General features: G+C 70.9%; 16 protein-coding genes and 1 tRNA gene. 12 read left to right on the top strand and 5 right to left on the bottom strand.

Going from position 1 to position 17,703, the window contains the following annotated elements; genetic code table 11:
- The first annotated feature begins 12 nt into the window (after positions 1 to 12).
- From VGR32_RS07215 to pnp, 9 genes are all read left to right on the top strand, one after another.
- On the top strand, positions 13 to 681 hold the full coding sequence (locus tag VGR32_RS07215) for an RNA-binding protein (RefSeq protein ID WP_327449538.1): 669 nt from the start codon (positions 13 to 15) through the stop codon (positions 679 to 681).
- A 72-nt stretch (positions 682 to 753) separates the two neighbouring features.
- Positions 754 to 3,738, top strand: coding sequence for a translation initiation factor IF-2 (gene infB, locus VGR32_RS07210; RefSeq protein ID WP_327449537.1), 2,985 nt, complete (start codon positions 754 to 756; stop codon positions 3,736 to 3,738).
- A gap of 122 nt (positions 3,739 to 3,860) precedes the next feature.
- Positions 3,861 to 4,355 (top strand): hypothetical protein, encoded by a 495-nt coding sequence (locus VGR32_RS07205; protein WP_327449536.1) that lies wholly within the window; start codon positions 3,861 to 3,863, stop codon positions 4,353 to 4,355.
- A gap of 81 nt (positions 4,356 to 4,436) precedes the next feature.
- Complete coding sequence (locus VGR32_RS07200) at positions 4,437 to 5,003, top strand: hypothetical protein (protein ID WP_327449535.1); 567 nt, start codon at positions 4,437 to 4,439, stop codon at positions 5,001 to 5,003.
- Positions 5,000 to 5,689, top strand: a complete 690-nt coding sequence (locus VGR32_RS07195) for a DUF2459 domain-containing protein (RefSeq protein WP_327449534.1) — start codon at positions 5,000 to 5,002, stop codon at positions 5,687 to 5,689. Before VGR32_RS07200 ends, VGR32_RS07195 begins: the two co-directional genes overlap by 4 nt.
- Positions 5,690 to 5,752: 63 nt before the next feature.
- Positions 5,753 to 6,208: a 30S ribosome-binding factor RbfA gene (gene rbfA / locus VGR32_RS07190; protein WP_327449533.1), complete on the top strand. Its 456-nt coding sequence runs from the start codon at positions 5,753 to 5,755 to the stop codon at positions 6,206 to 6,208.
- Positions 6,205 to 7,137, top strand: a complete 933-nt coding sequence (gene truB / locus VGR32_RS07185; RefSeq protein ID WP_327449532.1) for a tRNA pseudouridine(55) synthase TruB — start codon at positions 6,205 to 6,207, stop codon at positions 7,135 to 7,137. Before rbfA ends, truB begins: the two co-directional genes overlap by 4 nt.
- An 82-nt stretch (positions 7,138 to 7,219) precedes the next feature.
- Positions 7,220 to 7,489, top strand: coding sequence for a 30S ribosomal protein S15 (gene rpsO / locus VGR32_RS07180; protein WP_327449531.1), 270 nt, complete (start codon positions 7,220 to 7,222; stop codon positions 7,487 to 7,489).
- A gap of 254 nt (positions 7,490 to 7,743) precedes the next feature.
- Positions 7,744 to 9,984, top strand: a complete 2,241-nt coding sequence (gene pnp / locus VGR32_RS07175; RefSeq protein ID WP_327449530.1) for a polyribonucleotide nucleotidyltransferase — start codon at positions 7,744 to 7,746, stop codon at positions 9,982 to 9,984.
- Positions 9,985 to 10,104: 120 nt separating this feature from the next.
- On the opposite strand, the gene VGR32_RS07170 is transcribed toward pnp, so the two are convergent.
- Positions 10,105 to 11,394 carry a hypothetical protein gene (locus VGR32_RS07170; protein ID WP_327449529.1) on the bottom strand — a complete coding sequence of 430 codons (1,290 nt, stop codon included), beginning with the start codon at positions 11,392 to 11,394 and terminating at the stop codon, positions 10,105 to 10,107.
- 108 nt (positions 11,395 to 11,502) lie between these two features.
- On the opposite strand from VGR32_RS07170, the gene VGR32_RS07165 reads away from it, so the two are divergent.
- Positions 11,503 to 11,579 (top strand) — tRNA-Arg (locus tag VGR32_RS07165).
- A gap of 20 nt (positions 11,580 to 11,599) precedes the next feature.
- Here VGR32_RS07165 and VGR32_RS07160 read toward each other — a convergent pair.
- Positions 11,600 to 11,830, bottom strand: coding sequence for a hypothetical protein (locus VGR32_RS07160; RefSeq protein ID WP_327449528.1), 231 nt, complete (start codon positions 11,828 to 11,830; stop codon positions 11,600 to 11,602).
- A gap of 151 nt (positions 11,831 to 11,981) precedes the next feature.
- On the opposite strand from VGR32_RS07160, the gene VGR32_RS07155 reads away from it, so the two are divergent.
- Entirely contained in the window at positions 11,982 to 13,211 is a 1,230-nt protein-coding gene (locus VGR32_RS07155; RefSeq protein ID WP_327449527.1) for an NAD-dependent epimerase/dehydratase family protein, read from the top strand.
- Positions 13,208 to 14,092 carry an SDR family NAD(P)-dependent oxidoreductase gene (locus tag VGR32_RS07150; protein ID WP_327449526.1) on the top strand — a complete coding sequence of 295 codons (885 nt, stop codon included), beginning with the start codon at positions 13,208 to 13,210 and terminating at the stop codon, positions 14,090 to 14,092. The genes VGR32_RS07155 and VGR32_RS07150 overlap by 4 nt, the downstream gene beginning before the upstream one ends.
- Positions 14,093 to 14,141: 49 nt before the next feature.
- On the opposite strand, the gene VGR32_RS07145 is transcribed toward VGR32_RS07150, so the two are convergent.
- From VGR32_RS07145 to VGR32_RS07135, 3 genes are all read right to left on the bottom strand, one after another.
- Entirely contained in the window at positions 14,142 to 14,753 is a 612-nt protein-coding gene (locus tag VGR32_RS07145; protein WP_327449525.1) for a DUF1134 domain-containing protein, read from the bottom strand.
- A 108-nt stretch (positions 14,754 to 14,861) separates the two neighbouring features.
- On the bottom strand, positions 14,862 to 17,270 hold the full coding sequence (pheT, locus tag VGR32_RS07140) for a phenylalanine--tRNA ligase subunit beta (protein ID WP_327449524.1): 2,409 nt from the start codon (positions 17,268 to 17,270) through the stop codon (positions 14,862 to 14,864).
- Positions 17,267 to 17,683, bottom strand: coding sequence for a hypothetical protein (locus VGR32_RS07135; RefSeq protein WP_327449522.1), 417 nt, complete (start codon positions 17,681 to 17,683; stop codon positions 17,267 to 17,269). Before VGR32_RS07135 ends, pheT begins: the two co-directional genes overlap by 4 nt.
- Positions 17,684 to 17,703: the final 20 nt, after the last annotated feature.

The following is a 17,703-nucleotide window of genomic DNA, read 5'->3' as shown; positions in this document are numbered from 1 at the left end:
CCCGGACCGTTCATGGGGCTGCGCGACGCCACGGCAGATAGGGAACGCCGCGACCTGGTCACCCGCCAGGTCATGGACGAATCTCGTCTGATCCGTTTCGTCGCGGCCCCCGACGGCTCGGTCGCCCCTGACCTGGCGCGCAAGCTCCCGGGGCGCGGCATGTGGGTGGAGGCCACCCGCGACGCCGTCGCCCACGCCGCGTCGAAGAACCTGTTCGCGCGCGCCGCAAAGGCGCCGCTGAAGCCCTCAGCCGATCTGGCGGAAACGGTCGAAACCCTGCTTTTCCGGCGCTGTCTGGACCAGCTGGGGCTTGCCCGGCGCGAGGGCGTGCTTATCTCCGGGTTCGAAAAGGCGGCGGCCGCGATCCGGTCGGGCCGGGCCGCATGGCTGGTCGAGGCGGCGGACGGGTCCGCGGACGGCCGCGGCAAACTTCTCGCGCTGGCGCGCCACCAGACGCCGCCGCCGAAGGTCTGCGGGCTTTTCACTGCGGACGATTTGAGTTTGGCCCTGGGGCTGGAAAATGCGATACACGCCGTCCTGCTTGAGGGCGGGCGGGCCGATCGCTGGACCACCGAGGTCGAACGACTGGCGGGATTTCGACCGTTGACGCCGCCTTCCTGGCGGGGCGACGCGGCTGAGGACCCGGATGGATTTTCAGACGGGCGGGGTTTCGCTCCCTAGCGGGGCGGGGCGCCGCACGGCTTTTTGTGTTTGAGGACGGCGACTTTTGCGCCGTCATGATGAAGCGACCGGATGACCGACGAGAACGACAAGACCAACGACGGCAAGACGACCCCGACCCCCTCCGCGACGGGGCCGCGCGCGCCGCTGAGCCTGAAGCCGCGCCAGGCCGGCGCGGTCTCGGCCGGCACGGTGAAGCAGAGCTTCAGCCACGGCCGCTCCAAGACCGTCGTGGTCGAGACCAAGCGCCGCGTCGGCGCGCCTCCCGGCGGCGGTCACCAGCGTCCGCAGGGCTTCGACGTCGCTCGTCCGCGCACCGAGGCGCCGGCCGCCCCGCAGGCGCCGCGCTCCGCCGCGCCGGCCGACGCCGGGGGCCTGTCGCAGTCCGAGCAGGAGGCGCGTCGCCGCGCCATCGAACTGGCCACGCGCCAGCAGGCCGAGCGCGAGCGTCAGGCCGCCGAGGACCGCGCCCGCAAGGACGCCGCCCAGCGCGCCGAGGCCGCCCGTGCCGCCGAGGCCGCCCAGGCCGCCCAGGCCGAAGCCGCCGCCGCCCGCGCCGCCGCCGAGGCCGCGCGTCAGGAAGCCGCCAAGCTGGGCGCCGCCGCGCCGGCTCCGGAAGCTCCGAAGGCCAAGCCCGCCCCGGCCCCGGTCGCCGAGGCTCCGGTGGAGGCCCCGGCTCCCGCCCCCGCGCCGCGTCCGGCCGCCCCGGCCCGACCGACTGTCAACTTCGGTCAACGCGCGCCCAAGCCCGGCAACCCCGGCCGCGCCCCCGTCGAACGTCCGGCCTTCGGCGGCCGTTCGGCCCGCGAGCAGGCCATGGGCGGCGGCGAGCGCAGCTATGCGCCGCGCCCCGGCGGCACGACCGGCGCCGGTCCCGCCGGCCGCGCCCGCACGCCGGGCGAGCCGGTCCGCTATTCCGCCGTGGCGCCCAAGCCGGCGCCGGGCGCCCGCGGCCCCGGCGGCCCCCGCACGGGACCGGGCGGTCCCCGCGGCGCCGCGCCTCCGGCCCAGCCCGAGGTCGCCCGTCCCGTCCGCGCCGGCTTCGGCGCCCCGCGTCCGGCCGGCGGAGGCCGTGACGACGACCGTGATCGCCGCTTCTCGGAAGCCGGCCCCGGCAAGGCCGTCTCGCGCACGCGGGGCGAGCCCAAGCGCCGCGAAGGCCGCCTGACCATCCAGGCCGTGGCCGGGGGAGACGAGGACGCCGCCGAGCGCATGCGCTCGCTGGCCTCGGTCCGCCGCGCCCGCGAACGGGAGAAGGAAAAGCGCAAGGGCGGCTCGACCGACGCGCCGAACCGTCCGCGCGAAGTGGTCATCCCGGACACCATCACGGTCGGCGAGCTGGCCAACCGCATGGCCATCCGCGGCGCCGACGTCGTCAAGTTCCTGATGCGTCAGGGCATGATGATGAAGATCAACGACGTGATCGATTCCGACACCGCCGAACTGGTGGCCGAGGAATACGGCATGGCGGTCAAGCGCGTCTCGGAATCCGACGTCGAGACCGGCTTCCTGGCCGAGGCCGACGACGCCGACGCCACCGAGACCCGCGCCCCGGTCGTGGCCATCATGGGCCACGTCGACCACGGCAAGACCTCGCTTCTGGACGCGCTGCGCACCACCGACGTGGCGGGCGGCGAGGCCGGCGGCATCACCCAGCACATCGGCGCCTATCAGGTGCGTCTGGGCGACGGCCAGCGGATCACCTTCCTCGACACCCCGGGCCACGCGGCGTTCAGCGCCATGCGCGCCCGCGGCGCCAACGTGACCGACATCGTGGTTCTGGTGGTCGCCGCGGACGACGGCGTCATGCCCCAGACGGTCGAGGCCATCCAGCACGCCCGGGCGGCCGGCGCGCCGCTGATCGTGGCGGTCAACAAGGTCGACAAGCCCGGCGCCGACCCGCAGCGCGTCGTGAACGAGCTGCTGCAGTACGAGGTCATCGCGGAATCGCTGGGCGGCGAGACGCAGATCATCGAGGTCTCCGCCAAGGAGAAGACCAACCTCGGCGGTCTGACCGACGCCATCCTGCTGCAGGCCGAGGTCATGGACCTGCGCGCCAATCCGGACCGCTCTGCCGAGGGCGTGGTCATCGAGGCCAAGCTGGACAAGGGCCGCGGCCCGGTCGCCACCGTCCTGGTCAAGCGCGGCACGCTGAAGCGCGGCGACATCGTCGTGGCCGGCTCGGCGTGGGGCAAGGTCCGCGCCCTGCTGGACGAACGCAACGCCCAGCTGACCAGCGCCGGTCCGTCGGTTCCGGTCGAGATCCTGGGTCTGGACGAGGCCCCGTCTCCGGGCGACGTCTTCGCCACCGTGGAGAACGAGGCCCGCGCCCGCGAGCTGACCGAGTTCCGCGCCCGTCAGAAGCGCGAGAAGGCCGCCGGTTCGGGCGCCTCGGGCGCCTCGCTGGCGGACATGATGGCCCGCCTCGGCTCCAAGAAGATCTCGGAGCTGCCGGTTCTCATCAAGTCGGACGTGCAGGGCTCGGGTGAGGCGATCGCCGCCTCGCTGGAGAAGATGGGCAACGACGAGGTCCGCGCACGCATCGTCATGTCCGGCGCGGGCGGCATCACCGAGAGCGACGTCAACCTGGCCAAGTCGGCCGGCGCGCCCATCCTCGGCTTCAACGTCCGCGCCTCGAAACAGGCCCGCGACCTGGCCGAGCGCGAGGGCGTGGAGATCCGCTACTACGCGATCATCTACGACCTGCTGGACGACATGAAGGGCGTGCTGTCGGGCATGCTGGCGCCGATCCAGCGCGAGACCTTCCTGGGCAACGCCCAGGTGCTTCAGGTCTTCGACATCTCCAAGATCGGCAAGATCGCCGGTTGCCGCGTCACCGAGGGCGTGGTCCGCAAGGGCGCCAAGGTCCGCATCGTCCGCGACGACGTCGTGGTGCTGGAGCTCGGCACGCTGCAGACGCTCAAGCGCTTCAAGGACGAGGTCAACGAGGTGCCGTCGGGCCAGGAGTGCGGCATGCACTTCCAGGGCTTCACCGACATCAAGGAAGGCGACTACATCGAGTGCTTCACGGTCGAAGAGATCAAGCGGAGCCTCTGATGTGGGCCCTGCCGCTCGGCGCGCGGCGCCTCGCTGCCTGAGGGCGTTCTGAGCGGGTGGTTGGTTTGCGGCGGGATCGGGTCAGCCCCGGTTCCGCCGCAGTCGTTTCGGAGGAAGGGCGCATGAAGCGGGCGATCGTCGCATTTCTGGCCGTGATCCTGGCCGCCGGACCGGCGCTCGCCGACGTGCGCCTGTGGTCCTACGACGCGGCCGACCGCGTCACCCGCGCCCTGACGCAGGGCCTGACGTTCGAGGTGCGGCGCGGGCTGTTCGGCGCGGTGTCCGTGCTGAAGATCCACGCCACCACCAGCCGCGGGTCGGCCGAGGTCCGCTGGGGCGGACCGCCCGAAGCCGTGTCGGTCCTGCCCGCCGGCGCCCGCGAGCGCGACGTCTATCAGATCGTGCCCGAGGGCGAGGGGCGCGGCCTGGTCCGCGCGCTCTGTCCCTCCGCCGAACAGGCATGGCTCGTCATGGGGCACGTCCGCGCCGGGCGACCGCTGACCATGCACGCCGTCGGCCGCTGGGCGGACGGGCGTTACCGCCACTGCGTCCAGCTGAACTACGCCTTCCGCGGGGACTGGACGGCGCCGGACGCGAGCGGGCCGGTCATCGACTAGGTTCGCGCGGAGCGCGACGGCCCTATCGTCGGACATGTCCCGCCGCTACCGTGGATCCATGCGCGGACACGGCCTGTCGACATGTTGAAGAAGCTGGCGGCCTTCCTCGGCTTCCTGTGCCTCGTGCTGCTCGTCATGGCGTTCGACGAGGGCCAGGTGAAGCGGGGCGTCGACGTGGTCCGCACCAAGATCGAGCCCGCCGTCGAACGCCTGCGCGAGCGGGCGCCGGTGCTGCGGCCGTCGGCGCCGGCCGCGACGACGCCCGGAAGCCGCGCCGTCGTCGGCGCCTTCGCCGCCCGGGACGGCACGCCCGGCGGCGACGTGAGCGTGGACGGCGCGGTGCTGGTCTTCGAAGGCGCGCCGGCGCTGCGCACCCGCCCCCACCGCATCGCCTTGGGACGTGACGCGGCCGTGCGCGGCATGGCCCTGCCCGCCGACCGCCAGATCGAGCTGCGCGAGATCGTGCCGCTGGACGCCGGCACCCCGGTCGCGGGGTCGCCCCTGTGCGGCGGCGGCAAGCCCGGCTGGCTGGCGATCGTGCGCGACGGCGGGACGCTTCATCTGCAGGTCTGGGCCGCCGGCCCGGCGCCGGACGCCCCGGGCGCCGTCCTCTGCGGTCGCCATGTCTATGAGGGCGCCCGCCGGTGAGAGCGGTGTTCGCCGCGGGCCTGCTGGGCCTGATCGCGGCGCTCTGGACCTGGACCCTGCCGGGCGACCCGGGCCTGCGGGAAGACATGGCCGGCGTGCCCGTCCTCGTCCTCGACAACGGCTTCCACACCGATCTGGCCCTTCCGCGCGGGGCGCTCGAGGCGCGGCCCGGCCCCCTCGCCGACGCGGTGCGCGCGCTGGGCCCGGGGGACTGGATCCTGACCGGCTGGGGCGACGCCGTCTTCTACGTCGACCAGAGCCCGATCGAGCGCCGGCTGCCCGACGGCGCCCGCGCCTTCTTCCGCCCCGGCAATCCCTCGGTCCTGATGCTCGATCCGTTCGCGGGGGACCCGTCGTTCCGCATCCCGCCCGCCCGCAGGCGCGCCCTTCGCCTGCCGCCCGCCGCCTTCGAACGGCTCGCCGCCCACGTCGAGGCGACCCTGGAACTGACGGACGGTCGCGCCCGGGTGCGCGCCGCGCGCGGCGGGGACGACGCCCGCTTCTACGCGGCCCAGGGCCATTTCTGGATCCTCAACCTCTGCAACACCTGGGCGGCGCGCACGCTGAATGCCGCCGGTCTGCAGGTCCGCCCCCTGCGGTCCGTGGTTTCGCCCGAGGTGCTGGCGTCCGTCGACCGCTTCCGGCGCGCCGACGCCCAACTGGACAGGGCTGCCCGGCGGGACTAGACCGCGCCCCTTCGCTTTCGAGCCGGGTCCGATCCCCGGCGGGCGAGACGGAAGGAGCGCGCCATGGGCCGCAAGCAGCACACCCGAAACGCCACCGGCCCGCAGGGTCCCAGCCAGCGCCAGCTGCGCGCCGGCGAACTGATCCGTCACGCCCTGGTCGAGGTCCTGCGCGAGGAGGAGATCCACGACGAGGCCATGGACGGCGTCTCCGTCACCGTGACCGAGGTCCGCATGAGCCCGGACCTGAAGCACGCGACCTGCTTCGTCGAGCCGCTGGGCGCCGGGGTGGCCTCGGCGCCGACGGCCGGGCACGTCGAGGAGATCGTCAAGGCGCTCAACGCCCATGCGAAATTCCTGCGCGGCGTGTTGGGCAAACACATCGACATGAAGTTCACGCCGGACCTGCGCTTCCGGCACGACGAGAGCTTCGACGCCGCCGGCCGCATCGACCGACTGTTCGACGATCCCCGCGTCCGCGCCGATCTGCAGCGCCACGACGACGGGGAAGATCAGGCGTGAGCCGCCGAAAGCGTGGTCAGCCGGTTCACGGCTGGGTCTGTCTGGACAAGCCGCTGGGCATGGGGTCGACCCAGGCCGTCTCCGCCGTCCGCCGCCTGTTCGACGCGAACAAGGCGGGCCACGCGGGCACGCTGGATCCGCTGGCCTCGGGCATCCTGCCGATCGCGCTGGGCGAGGCGACCAAGACCGTGCCGTTCATGATGGAGGCGCGGAAGGTCTATCGCTTCGAGATCGAATGGGGCGTCTCCACCGACAGCGTCGACCGCGAGGGCGCCGTGATCGCGCGGTCCGACGCCCGGCCGACCGTGGCGCATGTGGCCGCGGCGCTGCCCGCCTTCGTCGGCCGGATCGAGCAGGTCCCCCCGGCCTTCTCGGCCATCAAGGTCGACGGTCAGCGCGCCTACGATCTGGCCCGCGAAGGCGTCGAGGTGGAGCTGAAGGCCCGCCCGGTCGTCATCCATTCGGCCACGGTCGTCTCGGCCCGCGACGCCGACCACGTCGAGATCCGCATCGAGACCGGGAAAGGCGTCTACGTCCGTTCGCTGGCGCGCGACCTGGCCGCGGCGCTGGGCGCGGAAGGTCACGTCTCGCTGCTGCGGCGCGAGCGCGTGGGTCCGTTCTCGCTCGAAAACGCCGTGACGCTGGATTCTCTGGAGCAAATGGTGCATAGGGGCGCCGCCTCGGAAGGCTTGCTTCCCGTCGCGACCGCCCTGGACGACATCCCGGAGCTGGCCGTGACGGATCAGGACGCCTTCTCGCTTCGGCAGGGACGGCCGATCGCTCTGCTCCCCGGACAGGTCGAAACGCTCACGGGTCAGCTGCAAGGCGACGCCCGGACCGTTTCGGTTTTCTCGGGCCAGACCCTCGTCGCTCTCGGTCAGTTGCGGGCCGGTCGGATCGAACCCGACCGCGTTTTCAATCTCTCCTGACTCCGGTCAGGGGACTCCAGCCGCCCTCAAGCAGCGAGCGACCGCGTCGCGAGCGGTAGGGCAAAAGAAATGGAGCATCTCGATGTCGATCACTCCCGAGCGCAAGGCTCAGGTCATCAACGACAACGCCCGCGGCGCGGGCGACACCGGCTCGGCCGAGGTCCAGGTCGCGATCCTTTCGGAACGCATCGCCAACCTGACCGAGCACTTCAAGACCCACAAGAAGGACAACCACTCGCGTCGCGGCCTGCTCAAGATGGTCTCGCAGCGTCGTCGCCTTCTGGACCACCTGAACAAGGTCGATCGCGAGCGCTACACGGCGCTGATCGGCAAGCTGAACCTGCGCCGCTGAGGCACGGGATCGCGGAAAGAGATTTCGAGGCGCGCGACGGTCACGTCCGCGCCTCGTTCCGCATTCAAGGACCGGCGCGCCGCCGGACGTACGGCGCAGGAACCCGACCGGGTTCGACCAAGACGGAGGGCCGTTCCGGTCCTCGCTCACCCGCCCGCCGTCATCCGGACGACGGGTCAACTGGGACCGACGGACTGAACCCCTGACCGCCCGCCCCCGACGGCAATACGGCCGCGGGACGAGAGAAAAGAAAAATGTTCGACATCAAACGCAAGACGATCGACTGGGCCGGCCGCCCGCTGACGCTGGAGACGGGCCGCATCGCCCGCCAGGCCGACGGCGCCGTGCTGGCGACCTATGGCGAGACCGTGGTTCTGGCCACCGTCGTCTACGGCCGCGCGCCGAAGCCGGGTCTGGATTTCTTCCCCCTGACCGTGAACTACCAGGAAAAGACCTTCGCCGCCGGCAAGATTCCGGGCGGCTATTTCAAGCGTGAAGGCCGTCCGACCGAGAAGGAGACGCTGGTCTCCCGTCTGATCGACCGCCCCATCCGCCCGCTGTTCGTGAAGGGCTTCAAGAACGAGACCCAGGTCGTCGTCACCGTGCTGCAGCACGACATGGAAAACGACCCGGACGTGGTCGCTATGGTCGCCACCTCGGCCGCGCTGACCATCTCGGGCGTGCCCTTCATGGGCCCCATCGGCGGCGCGCGCGTCGGCTACATCGACGGCGAGCTGGTGCTGAACCCGACGCTGGACCAGATGCCGGACTCGGATCTGGACCTGGTCGTCGCCGGAACGTCCGACGCCCTGATGATGGTCGAGTCGGAAGCGAAGGAACTGTCGGAAGAGACCTTCCTCGACGCCCTGATGTTCGCCCACCGCGGCATGCAGCCGGTCATCGAGGCCATCATCGAACTGGCCGAGCACGCCGCCAAGGAGCCGTTCGACTTCCAGGCCGAGGACCACTCGGACGTCGTCGCCTCGATCAAGCAGCTGGTCGGCGAGGACATCAAGACGGCCTACACGCACGCCGGCAAGTACGACCGCCGCTCGGGCGTCGACGCCGCGAAGAAGACCGCCGCCGCCCGGCTGGTGAAGACCGACGAGAACCCGGACGGCGTCGAGGCCGCGAAGTTCGCCACGGCGTTCAAGGAGTGCGAGGCCGAGGTCCTGCGTCGCGACATCATCGAGAACGGTCACCGCGTCGACGGCCGCGCCCTCGACAAGGTCCGCCCGATCGTCTCGGAAGTCGGCGTCTTCCCGCGCACCCACGGCTCGGCCCTGTTCACCCGCGGCGAGACCCAGGCCATCGTCGTGGCCACGCTGGGCACCGGCGAGGACGAGCAGTACGTCGACGCCCTGTCGGGGACGTACAAGGAGAAGTTCCTCCTGCACTACAACTTCCCTCCCTACTCGGTCGGCGAGACCGGGCGGATGGGCGGCGCGGGCCGTCGGGAAATCGGTCACGGCAAGCTGGCCTGGCGGGCGATCCGTCCGATGCTGCCGTCGTCGGAGGAGTTCCCCTACACCATCCGTCTGGTGTCGGAGATCACCGAGTCCAACGGCTCGTCCTCGATGGCCACGGTCTGCGGCTCGTCGCTGGCGCTGATGGACGCGGGCGTGCCGCTGAAGAAGCCCGTCTCGGGCATCGCCATGGGCCTGATCCTGGAGCCGTCGGGCGAGTTCGCAATCCTGTCGGACATCCTGGGCGACGAGGATCACCTCGGCGACATGGACTTCAAGGTCGCCGGCACGCGTGACGGCATCACCTCGCTGCAGATGGACATCAAGGTCGCCGGCATCACCGAGGAGATCATGAAGAAGGCGATCGCCCAGGCTTCGGCCGGCCGCCTGCACATCCTCGACGAGATGGACAAGGCCATCGACGGCGCCCGCACCGAGCTGGGCGAGTTCGCGCCCAAGATCGAGTCGATCAAGATCCCGGTCGACAAGATCCGCGACGTGATCGGCACCGGCGGCAAGGTGATCCGCGAGATCGTCGAAAAGACCGGCGCCAAGGTCAACGTCGAGGACGACGGCACCATCAAGATCGCCGCTTCGGACCAGGAAAAGATCGACGCCGCCCGCGACTGGATCAAGTCGATCACCTCGGAGCCCGAGGTCGGCACGATCTACACCGGCAAGGTCGTGAAGGTCGTCGACTTCGGCGCCTTCGTGAACTTCTTCGGCGCCAAGGACGGTCTGGTCCACGTGTCGCAGATGGCCCTGGAACGCGTCGCCAACCCGGCCGACGTCGTCTCGGAAGGCCAGGAGGTCAAGGTCAAGTTCCTGGGAATGGACGACCGCGGCAAGACCAAGCTGTCGATGAAGGTCGTCGATCAGGCCACGGGCGAAGACCTGACCGACAAGATCAACGCCGAGCGCGCCGAGCGTGGCGAGCCCCCGATGTCGGAAGACACCGGCGGTCGTCCCAAGCGCGAGGGCGGCGACCGCGACCGCGGCGGCGACCGCGGCCGTCGTCGCCGGGACTGATCCCCGGGTCGATCGCTGAAACGAAGAACCCCCGCCGGATCGCTCCGGCGGGGGTTTTTCGATTTCGGGGTCCATCGCTGGCGGGGCGGTCGCGCCCTCCGGGAGCGCGCGCCGTGAGATCTACAGCAGATCCACTGGCAGAATCTGGCTGGCCAGAAGGCGCTCGGTCGTCGCCCAATGATCCGGCCCCTGCGCCTCGACCCAGTCCTGCACCATGTCGCGGCCCAGGCTGTAGTTGATGATGTAGCTGCGATAGGCGTCGATGAAGCGGATGCGGCGCTCGGCCGACGCGCGGCTGTGCAGGCCGTACTTCATCAGGTTCTGGATCGTCGTCTCGCGGTCCGCCCGGCCCGACAGCCAGTCGTCGGCGATCGTGTATTCCGCCCGCGCCAGCTCGCGCATGATCGAAAGGATGCCCTCCTGAACGTCCACGCCGCGGGGATCCAGCCCGGCCAGCGGATACAGCACCCGCCGCTCCCACTCGCCGCGCGTCGCGCCCGGGAAGGCCAGGTCGACGCCGTAGTTGGCGCTGCCCTCGGCGATCAGGCTCATGGGGCTGTAGAGCGGATAGACGCTCATCTCGACCCAGCCCTTTTCGCGGACGAAGGTCTTCTCCAGCAGCATGTTGTAGACGTGGTGGCCCGGATAGCCCTCGTGGCAGCCCAGATCGATCGCGCGCTCGATGGAGATCGGCTGGTCGACGTTGATCTGGATCAGGCTCTTCGAATTGCCCTGGTACCAGTTGTAGCCGCTCCACGGCTTGTCGGTGACGAACTCCAGGGTGAAGGTCTCGCCCGCCGGCAGGTCGATGTGCTGCTCGGTGCGCGCCTTGCACTCGTCGATGGCGGCGCGCATCACCGCCTCCTGCCGTTCGCGCGGCACCGCGGCGCCGACGCGGAAGGCGGCCAGCCGCTCGTTGATCGTGCCCTCGCCCGGCAGCAGGGCGTCCAGCCGCGCCAGCACGGGGTCGAAGCTGGACAGCGGCCGCGTCTCCGGCCTCACGCCGAACAGGGCCTCGGCCTCGTCGGCGAAGCTGAACTTCTCGCCCTCGATCATGCGCAGGCGGGCGTGGGCGGCCGAGACGTGGGCCAGCAGATAGGCCTTGCGTCGTCCGACCTCTTCCGGCGCGGACGACGGCACGGCGACGGCCTCCAGACGCCGGGTCAGGTCCTCGGCGCGGATCTTCAGCTCGGCCGGCGTCTCCTTCACCGCCTTCGCCTCGGCCTGCCACTCGGCCGGCCCGTAATAGGCGTCGACGTAGCCCTCCTCGATCTCGCCCACGTCCAGGATCAGCCGGACGTAGTCCTCGGCGATGGCGTTCAGGTCGTCGCCGACCGGGCTGACGGCGCCGGGTGCGGGCGCGCACGACGCCGCGATCAGGGCGAGGGTGGACAGGATCAGGACGCGCATGGACGGCTCCGCGGGGACGTTGTCGTCCTCACGCTAGAGCCCTATCGCGCCGGGGGGAAGCGCGCTTCCCTTCCGCTGCGGTTTCCCCTAGGAAGGCCGCCGGCCCACGCACCCGTAGCTCAGCTGGATAGAGCGTTGCCCTCCGAAGGCAAAGGTCACACGTTCGAATCGTGTCGGGTGCGCCATGCCTGTCCAGGTCGCGGGTTCAGCGCGTCCGGCTGGAAGGCTCTCCATTGATCTTGCAGGCGAAATCACGCTCGGGTGCACCCGAGGACTGGGCGCTGTTCGGCGTGAGGATGCCGCCTCGCGCGCGACAGTCTTCAGTGAGGCGCTGCAGTTCGCTGGAATAGCGGTCGTCCGACGCCATTCCGCCGGCGCAGGCGGAGGTGGCGATCAGGGCGGCTGAGGCGAGGGCGCGGAGGGCGAGTGCGGTCATCGGGGTCTTTCCATCGTTCGACGAGGAAACGGCGCGGGCTTCCGGCCGTTCCTTCCGCGACGAGCCTGCGCCCCCTTCGCGGCCCCGGCAAGTCCGCTTGACCGCCTCGCATCATCGTCTAGGCAGGTCCGACTGTGATCGAGGAGCGACCATGAAGGTTCTGGTTCTGGGCGGCGACGGCTTCTGCGGCTGGCCCACGGCCCTGCACCTGTCGGCACGGGGGTGGGATGTCCTGATCGTCGACAACCTCAGCCGGCGCGCCATCGATCAGGAGCTGGAAGTCCAGTCGCTCACCCCGATCCGCCCGATCCACGAGCGCATAGCCGCGTGGAAGGAGATCTCGGGCCGCGAGATCGGCTTCGTCGACCTGACCGTCGGCAAGGACTTCGACGGCCTGGTCGGCCTGATCCGCGACTGGAAGCCCGACAGCGTCGTGCATTTCGCCGAGCAGCGGGCCGCGCCCTATTCGATGAAGTCGGCGCGGCACAAGCTGTACACCGTCGACAACAACCTGAACGCCACCAACCACCTGCTGGCCGCCATCGTCGAGAGCGGGCAGGACGTGCATCTGGCCCACCTCGGGACCATGGGCGTCTACGGCTACACCACCGCCGGCCTCCGCATCCCCGAGGGGTATCTGACCGTCACGGTCGACACCGACTTCGGCCCGACGAAGCAGGAGATCCTGTTCCCGCCCAACCCGGGCAGCATCTATCACATGACCAAGACGCAGGACGCCCTGCTGTTCCAGTTCTACGCCAAGAACGACGGGCTGCGGATCACCGACCTGCATCAGGGCATCGTCTGGGGCACCCAGACCGAGGAGACGCGCCGCGACGAGCGTCTGATCAACCGCTTCGACTATGACGGCGACTACGGCACGGTTCTGAACCGCTTCCTGATGCAGGCGGCGGTGGGCCATCCGCTGACGGTGCACGGCTCGGGCGGCCAGACGCGGGCCTTCATCCACATCCAGGACACGGTGCGCTGCGTCGAGCTGGCCCTGAACAATCCGCCGAAGTCCGGGGACCGCGTGAAGATCCTCAACCAGATGACCGAGAGCCGGCGCGTCCGCGACCTCGCCGCCATGATCGCCGGCATGACGGGCGCCGAGGTGCACAACGTCGCCAATCCGCGTCAGGAGGCCGACGAGAACGAGCTGGTGGTCGCCAACGACCAGTTCCGCGATCTGGGCCTGAAGCCGATCACCCTGGCCCAAGGTCTTATGGACGAGGTCACCGAGGTGGCGCGCCGATACGCCGACCGCGTCGACATGGCGAAGATCCCCTGCGTCTCGGCCTGGAACGCGAAGCGCGGGCAGGCGCTGGCCTCGGGGCAGGCGTCTGTGGTCACGCCGGCGCCCGCCCGCATCGCCGGATGAATCCAGCCGACGGTCCGGTGCGGCTGCTGGTCTTCGGCGGCGGGCGGCTGGGCCGGGCCACGGCCCGCCTCGTGCTGGAGCGCGGGGGCAGCTGCGCGGCGACCTCGCGCGATCCGGACCGACGGGCGGCGCTGGAGACCGGGGGCGTCGCCGCCGTCGACCCGGGGGATTCCGAAGCGCTGTCCCGCGCCGTGGCCGACTGTTCCGCGCTTCTCGTCACCGCGCCCCCGGACGCCGACGGCTGCCCCGGCCTGCGCGCCCTGGAGCCCTGTCTGGGCGGCGACGTCTGGCCTGACTGGATCGGCTACGTCTCGTCCACCGCGGTCTACGGCGACCGCGACGGCGGCTGGGCGTTCGAGGACGATCCCCTGCACGCCGCCACGCTGGAGGGCGCGCGTCGCGTCCGCGCCGAGCGGGCTTGGCTGGAGATCGCGCAGGGGCTGGGCCTGACGGTTCAGGTCTTCCGCCTGCCGGCGTTGTACGGCCCCGGTCGCTCTCCGTTCGACCGTCTGCGCGCCGGCACGGCGCGGCGCGTGAAGAAGCCGGGCCAGGTCTTCAACCGCATCCATGAGGACGACGCCGCCCGCGGCTTTCTGGCGTCCATGGCGCGGCCCCGGCCGGGCGGCGTGTACACCCTGTGCGACGACGAACCCTCGCCCGCGGACGAGGTCATCGACTGGGCCGCCGCCCGCCTGGGCCTGCCGCCGCCGCCCGAGGTCGACTGGACCGACCCGCAGGTGTCGGACGAGATGCGCCGCTTCTATCGCGATTCCAAACGCCTCTCGAACGCCCGCGCCAAGGCCGAACTGGGCTGGCGGCCGCTGTATCCGGGCTACCGGGAGGGGCTGGAAGCGATCCTGAGCGCCGAAACCCGCACATGACGCGGCGCCCTCAAGCAGCGAGGCCCCGCGGGCTGAGCGACAGGGCCACTCAGAAAGGCAGCAGGTTCCGCTGGCGGCTGTAGGCCATGGTGCCGACGTTGGCGCCCAGACGCAGGCCCACCCCGGTGCGGATCGGGGCCAGGATGATGCCGTCCGCCTGCTGGTAGTTCACGCCCAGACCGCCGATCAGATAGGCCGACCCCTCGACCCCCGGGTACCGGCGATAGATCATGTCGGGATAGTAGAGGCCGTAGACCAGGGTGAAGACCCGGCTGGCGTTCCCGCCCACGTCCCAGCCGATCGAGATGCCCTGCCAGAACACCTCCTGACTGGCCGACAGGTCCTTCATGTGCAGGGCGCCGCGGCCGTAGCGCGCGCCGACGCCCACGGCGCCGGAGCCTTCCTCGCCCGCGATGTAGGCGGTCGGGCTGTCGCCCTGATCGGCGAAGATGCGCTCGATGGCGCCGCCGATGGCCTCCGCCGCGATGCCCAGCTCTCGCGAGCCCGCGGCGATCAGCTCCTCGGACGTGTAGGCGGGCGCCTGACGGTCGCGCTCGATCGGATAGTTGGTCGTCGGCGCCGCATTCGGGGTGGCGCAGGCGGCCAGTCCCGACGTGGCGCCCAGGGCGAGGCCGGACTGGATCAGATGGCGACGATGCATGGCGAAACGGCCCCGTTCGGCGAGAAGTGCGACGACGCGCAGCCTCGCCGTCCAATGCGTCAGCCTTGCGGCGGCAAAGTTAACGGGACCTTGCCGCCGTGCGTGGCGTCAGGTCCTCAGGGTCGCGCCCAGCTTGCCCGCCGCGGCGGTCACCCGGGAGGTCAGCGCCTCGATCTCCGCGTCCGACAGGGTCGCCTCGCGCGGTTGCAGGACGACCTCCAGCGCGACCGAGGCCTTGCCGTCCGGCACGCCCGCGCCGCGATAGACGTCGAACACGCGCACGTCCCAGATCAGGGCCTTGTCGGCCCCCGCCACCGCCCGCACCAGATCGCCCGCCGCGACGCCGTCGTCGACGACGAAGGCGAAGTCGCGGGTCAGCGGCATCAGCACCGGCAGGTCTGCGGCGCCGCGCGACTTCGACTTCTGTCCCCGCGGCTCCGGCAGGGCGTCCAGAACGACCTCGAACCCGTACAGCGGGCCGTCGGCGTCCAGCGCCTTGAGCACGCGCGGATGCAGCTGACCGAACTCGGCCACGACCATCTTCGGCCCCAGCTGCAGGCGGGCTGAACGGCCCGGGTGCCACCAGTCGCGGTTCTGACCCTGCGCCAGCTGCAGCGACGCCACCGGCGCGCCCAGTCGGTCCAGCACGGTCATCAGGTCGCCCTTGAGGGTGAACAGGGCGTCCTCGCCCTTGCCCGACCAGTGCCGGGCGGCGCGGTCCGACATGACGCCGGCCAGCACGGTGCGCTGGTCCTTCGGTCCGTCTCCGAGGTAGATCGGGCCGATCTCGAACAGGGCGACGTCGCCATGGCCGCGCGCGGCGTTGCGCGCCGCGGCCTGGATCAGGTTCGGCAACACCGACGGCCGCATGCAGTCCAGATCGGCCGCGATCGGGTTCTCGAGCACCAGACGCGCGTCGCCGCCGCCGAACAGGCGGGCCGCATCCTGCTTCAGGAACGACCAGGTCACCGCCTCGGACCAGCCCAGCGCCGCCATGGCGCGACGCGCCGTGCGCACGCGGGCCTGCCGCGGGCTCAGCACGCCGCGCGGCGGGGCGCCGAGATCGGGAAGGGGGGTGGAGGGCAGGGCGTCGTATCCGACGATGCGGGCGACTTCCTCGACCAGATCCGCCGGCCCCTCGACGTCGCGCCGCCAGCTCGGCGGCGTGACCGACCACGTCGCACCCCGATCCACCGCGAAACCGAGGTCGGTCAGGATCGTCGAGATGCGGTCGTCGCCGACCTCCAGCCCGGTCAGGGACGCGACCCGACCGGGATCGAAGGCGAAGGCGGCCGGCGCGGCCGGCGCCTCACCCGTCAGCACCGTCTCTGAGGCCTCGCCCCCGCAAAGGTCCAGGATCAGGCGCGTCGCCTGCTCCATTCCCGGAACCAGCGACTGCGGATCGACGCCGCGGGCGAAGCGGTACTGGGCGTCGGAGGCGATTCCGAGATCGCGTCCGGTCTGGGCGATGACCAGAGGATCGAACCACGCGCTCTCGAGGAAGACGTCGGTCGTCGCCTCGTCGCAGCCGGTGCTCTCACCGCCCATGACGCCGCCCAGACCGATCGGACGTTCGCCCGCCGCGTCGGCGATGACGCAGTGGGTCGGGGCGACGGCGTAGGTCTTGCCGTCCAGCGCGATCAGGTGCTCGGGCTCGCCGGTGTCGCGGGCGACCTGACCGCCGCGGACGACGATCTCCGACCCGACCAGCTTGGCCAGATCGTAGACGTGCAGCGGCCGCGCCCGGTCGTAGGAAATCAGGTTGGTGACGTCGACCAGCCGGTTGATGGAGCGCAGGCCGATGGCCGTCAAACGCCGCTTCAGCCATTCGGGAGACGGCCCGTTGCTCACGCCGCGGATCACCCGCCCGGCGAAGGCGGGGCACAGCTCCGGCGCCTCCAGCCGCACGCCGACGGGATTGGCGAAGCGGCCGGGAACGGGCTCGATCGCCGGCGTCGTCAGCCGGCCCAGACCGGCGGCCGCCAGATCGCGGGCGATGCCCGCCACGCCCAGCCAGTCGGGGCGGTTGGGCGTCACCTCGAAGTCGATCACCGGCTCCGCGCCGAAGACGCCGGCCGCCGGGGCGCCGACCTGGACGTCGTCCGGCAGCTCCTGGATGCCGTCGCTCTCGTCGGCCAGTTCGAGCTCGGAGGCCGAGCACAGCATGCCGTTCGACACCACGCCGCGCACCGGCTTCTCGACCAGGGTCACGCCCAGGCCGGGCACGTACGCGCCGATCGGCGCGTAGATGGTCATCAGCCCGGCGCGCGCGTTCGGTGCGCCGCAGACGATCTCCTTCATGCCGTCGACCGTCTCGACCTGACAGACCTGAAGGCGGTCCGCCTGGGGATGGCGGTCGGCCGAGACGATGCGGGCCGCCGTGAACGGGGCCAGCGCCGCGATCGGGTCGTGGACCTCCTCGACCTCCAGACCGGCGCGCGTCATGGCGTCGGCCACGGCGCCGGCGTCCGCGTCGGTCTCAAGATGGTCCTTCAGCCAGGACAGGGTGAATTTCACGCCTGCGGCTCCGACGGCGACAGGGTCTGCACGCTCCGCAGGTCGTCCAGCAGCGCGTCCGAGCCGGTGAAGCCCACCTGGACGAAGCGGCAGCGGACGAACCGGCAATCGGCCATCCCGACCACCCCGGCCAGCTTCTCGCCCTGCGGCCTGTACAGAAGGTTGTTCATGTCTCGGGTCGTGCCCATGGCGCACGACTCGAACGTGGTTCCCGACATCACGGCCATCACGGCGGGGCCCTCGATCACACAGTCCGTGAAGGTCTTGCCCCGGATCGCCGTCTCGCCCGCATTCCAGTGGTGCACCGCCAGCAGGGGCAGCCACACCGCCTCCTTTTCGAAGCCGGGGCGCGCCACCAGTTCGCGGCCATAGGCCTCGTCGGCGTGGAAGCTGGCGGGGATCTTCACGGTCATGATCATCGTCTCTTTCGGGT

Origin of the sequence: Brevundimonas sp., from assembly GCF_035935935.1 — a bacterium.
GTDB lineage: Bacteria > Pseudomonadota > Alphaproteobacteria > Caulobacterales > Caulobacteraceae > Brevundimonas.
The sequence above is the reverse complement of the archived record's forward strand: the minus strand, read 5'-3'. Positions and strand labels throughout refer to the sequence as shown.

Coding starts and splice junctions, on each gene's coding strand:
- VGR32_RS07160 (WP_327449528.1), bottom strand. CDS start 11,830: ATGACCGCACTCGCCCTCCGCGCCCTCGCCTCAGCCGCCCTGATCGCC.
- VGR32_RS07155 (WP_327449527.1), top strand. CDS start 11,982: ATGAAGGTTCTGGTTCTGGGCGGCGACGGCTTCTGCGGCTGGCCCACG.
- VGR32_RS07145 (WP_327449525.1), bottom strand. CDS start 14,753: ATGCATCGTCGCCATCTGATCCAGTCCGGCCTCGCCCTGGGCGCCACG.
- VGR32_RS07205 (WP_327449536.1), top strand. CDS start 3,861: ATGAAGCGGGCGATCGTCGCATTTCTGGCCGTGATCCTGGCCGCCGGA.
- VGR32_RS07170 (WP_327449529.1), bottom strand. CDS start 11,394: ATGCGCGTCCTGATCCTGTCCACCCTCGCCCTGATCGCGGCGTCGTGC.
- VGR32_RS07215 (WP_327449538.1), top strand. CDS start 13: ATGGGGCTGCGCGACGCCACGGCAGATAGGGAACGCCGCGACCTGGTC.
- VGR32_RS07200 (WP_327449535.1), top strand. CDS start 4,437: ATGTTGAAGAAGCTGGCGGCCTTCCTCGGCTTCCTGTGCCTCGTGCTG.
- VGR32_RS07135 (WP_327449522.1), bottom strand. CDS start 17,683: ATGACCGTGAAGATCCCCGCCAGCTTCCACGCCGACGAGGCCTATGGC.
- infB (WP_327449537.1), top strand. CDS start 754: ATGACCGACGAGAACGACAAGACCAACGACGGCAAGACGACCCCGACC.
- pnp (WP_327449530.1), top strand. CDS start 7,744: ATGTTCGACATCAAACGCAAGACGATCGACTGGGCCGGCCGCCCGCTG.
- VGR32_RS07150 (WP_327449526.1), top strand. CDS start 13,208: ATGAATCCAGCCGACGGTCCGGTGCGGCTGCTGGTCTTCGGCGGCGGG.
- rpsO (WP_327449531.1), top strand. CDS start 7,220: ATGTCGATCACTCCCGAGCGCAAGGCTCAGGTCATCAACGACAACGCC.
- rbfA (WP_327449533.1), top strand. CDS start 5,753: ATGGGCCGCAAGCAGCACACCCGAAACGCCACCGGCCCGCAGGGTCCC.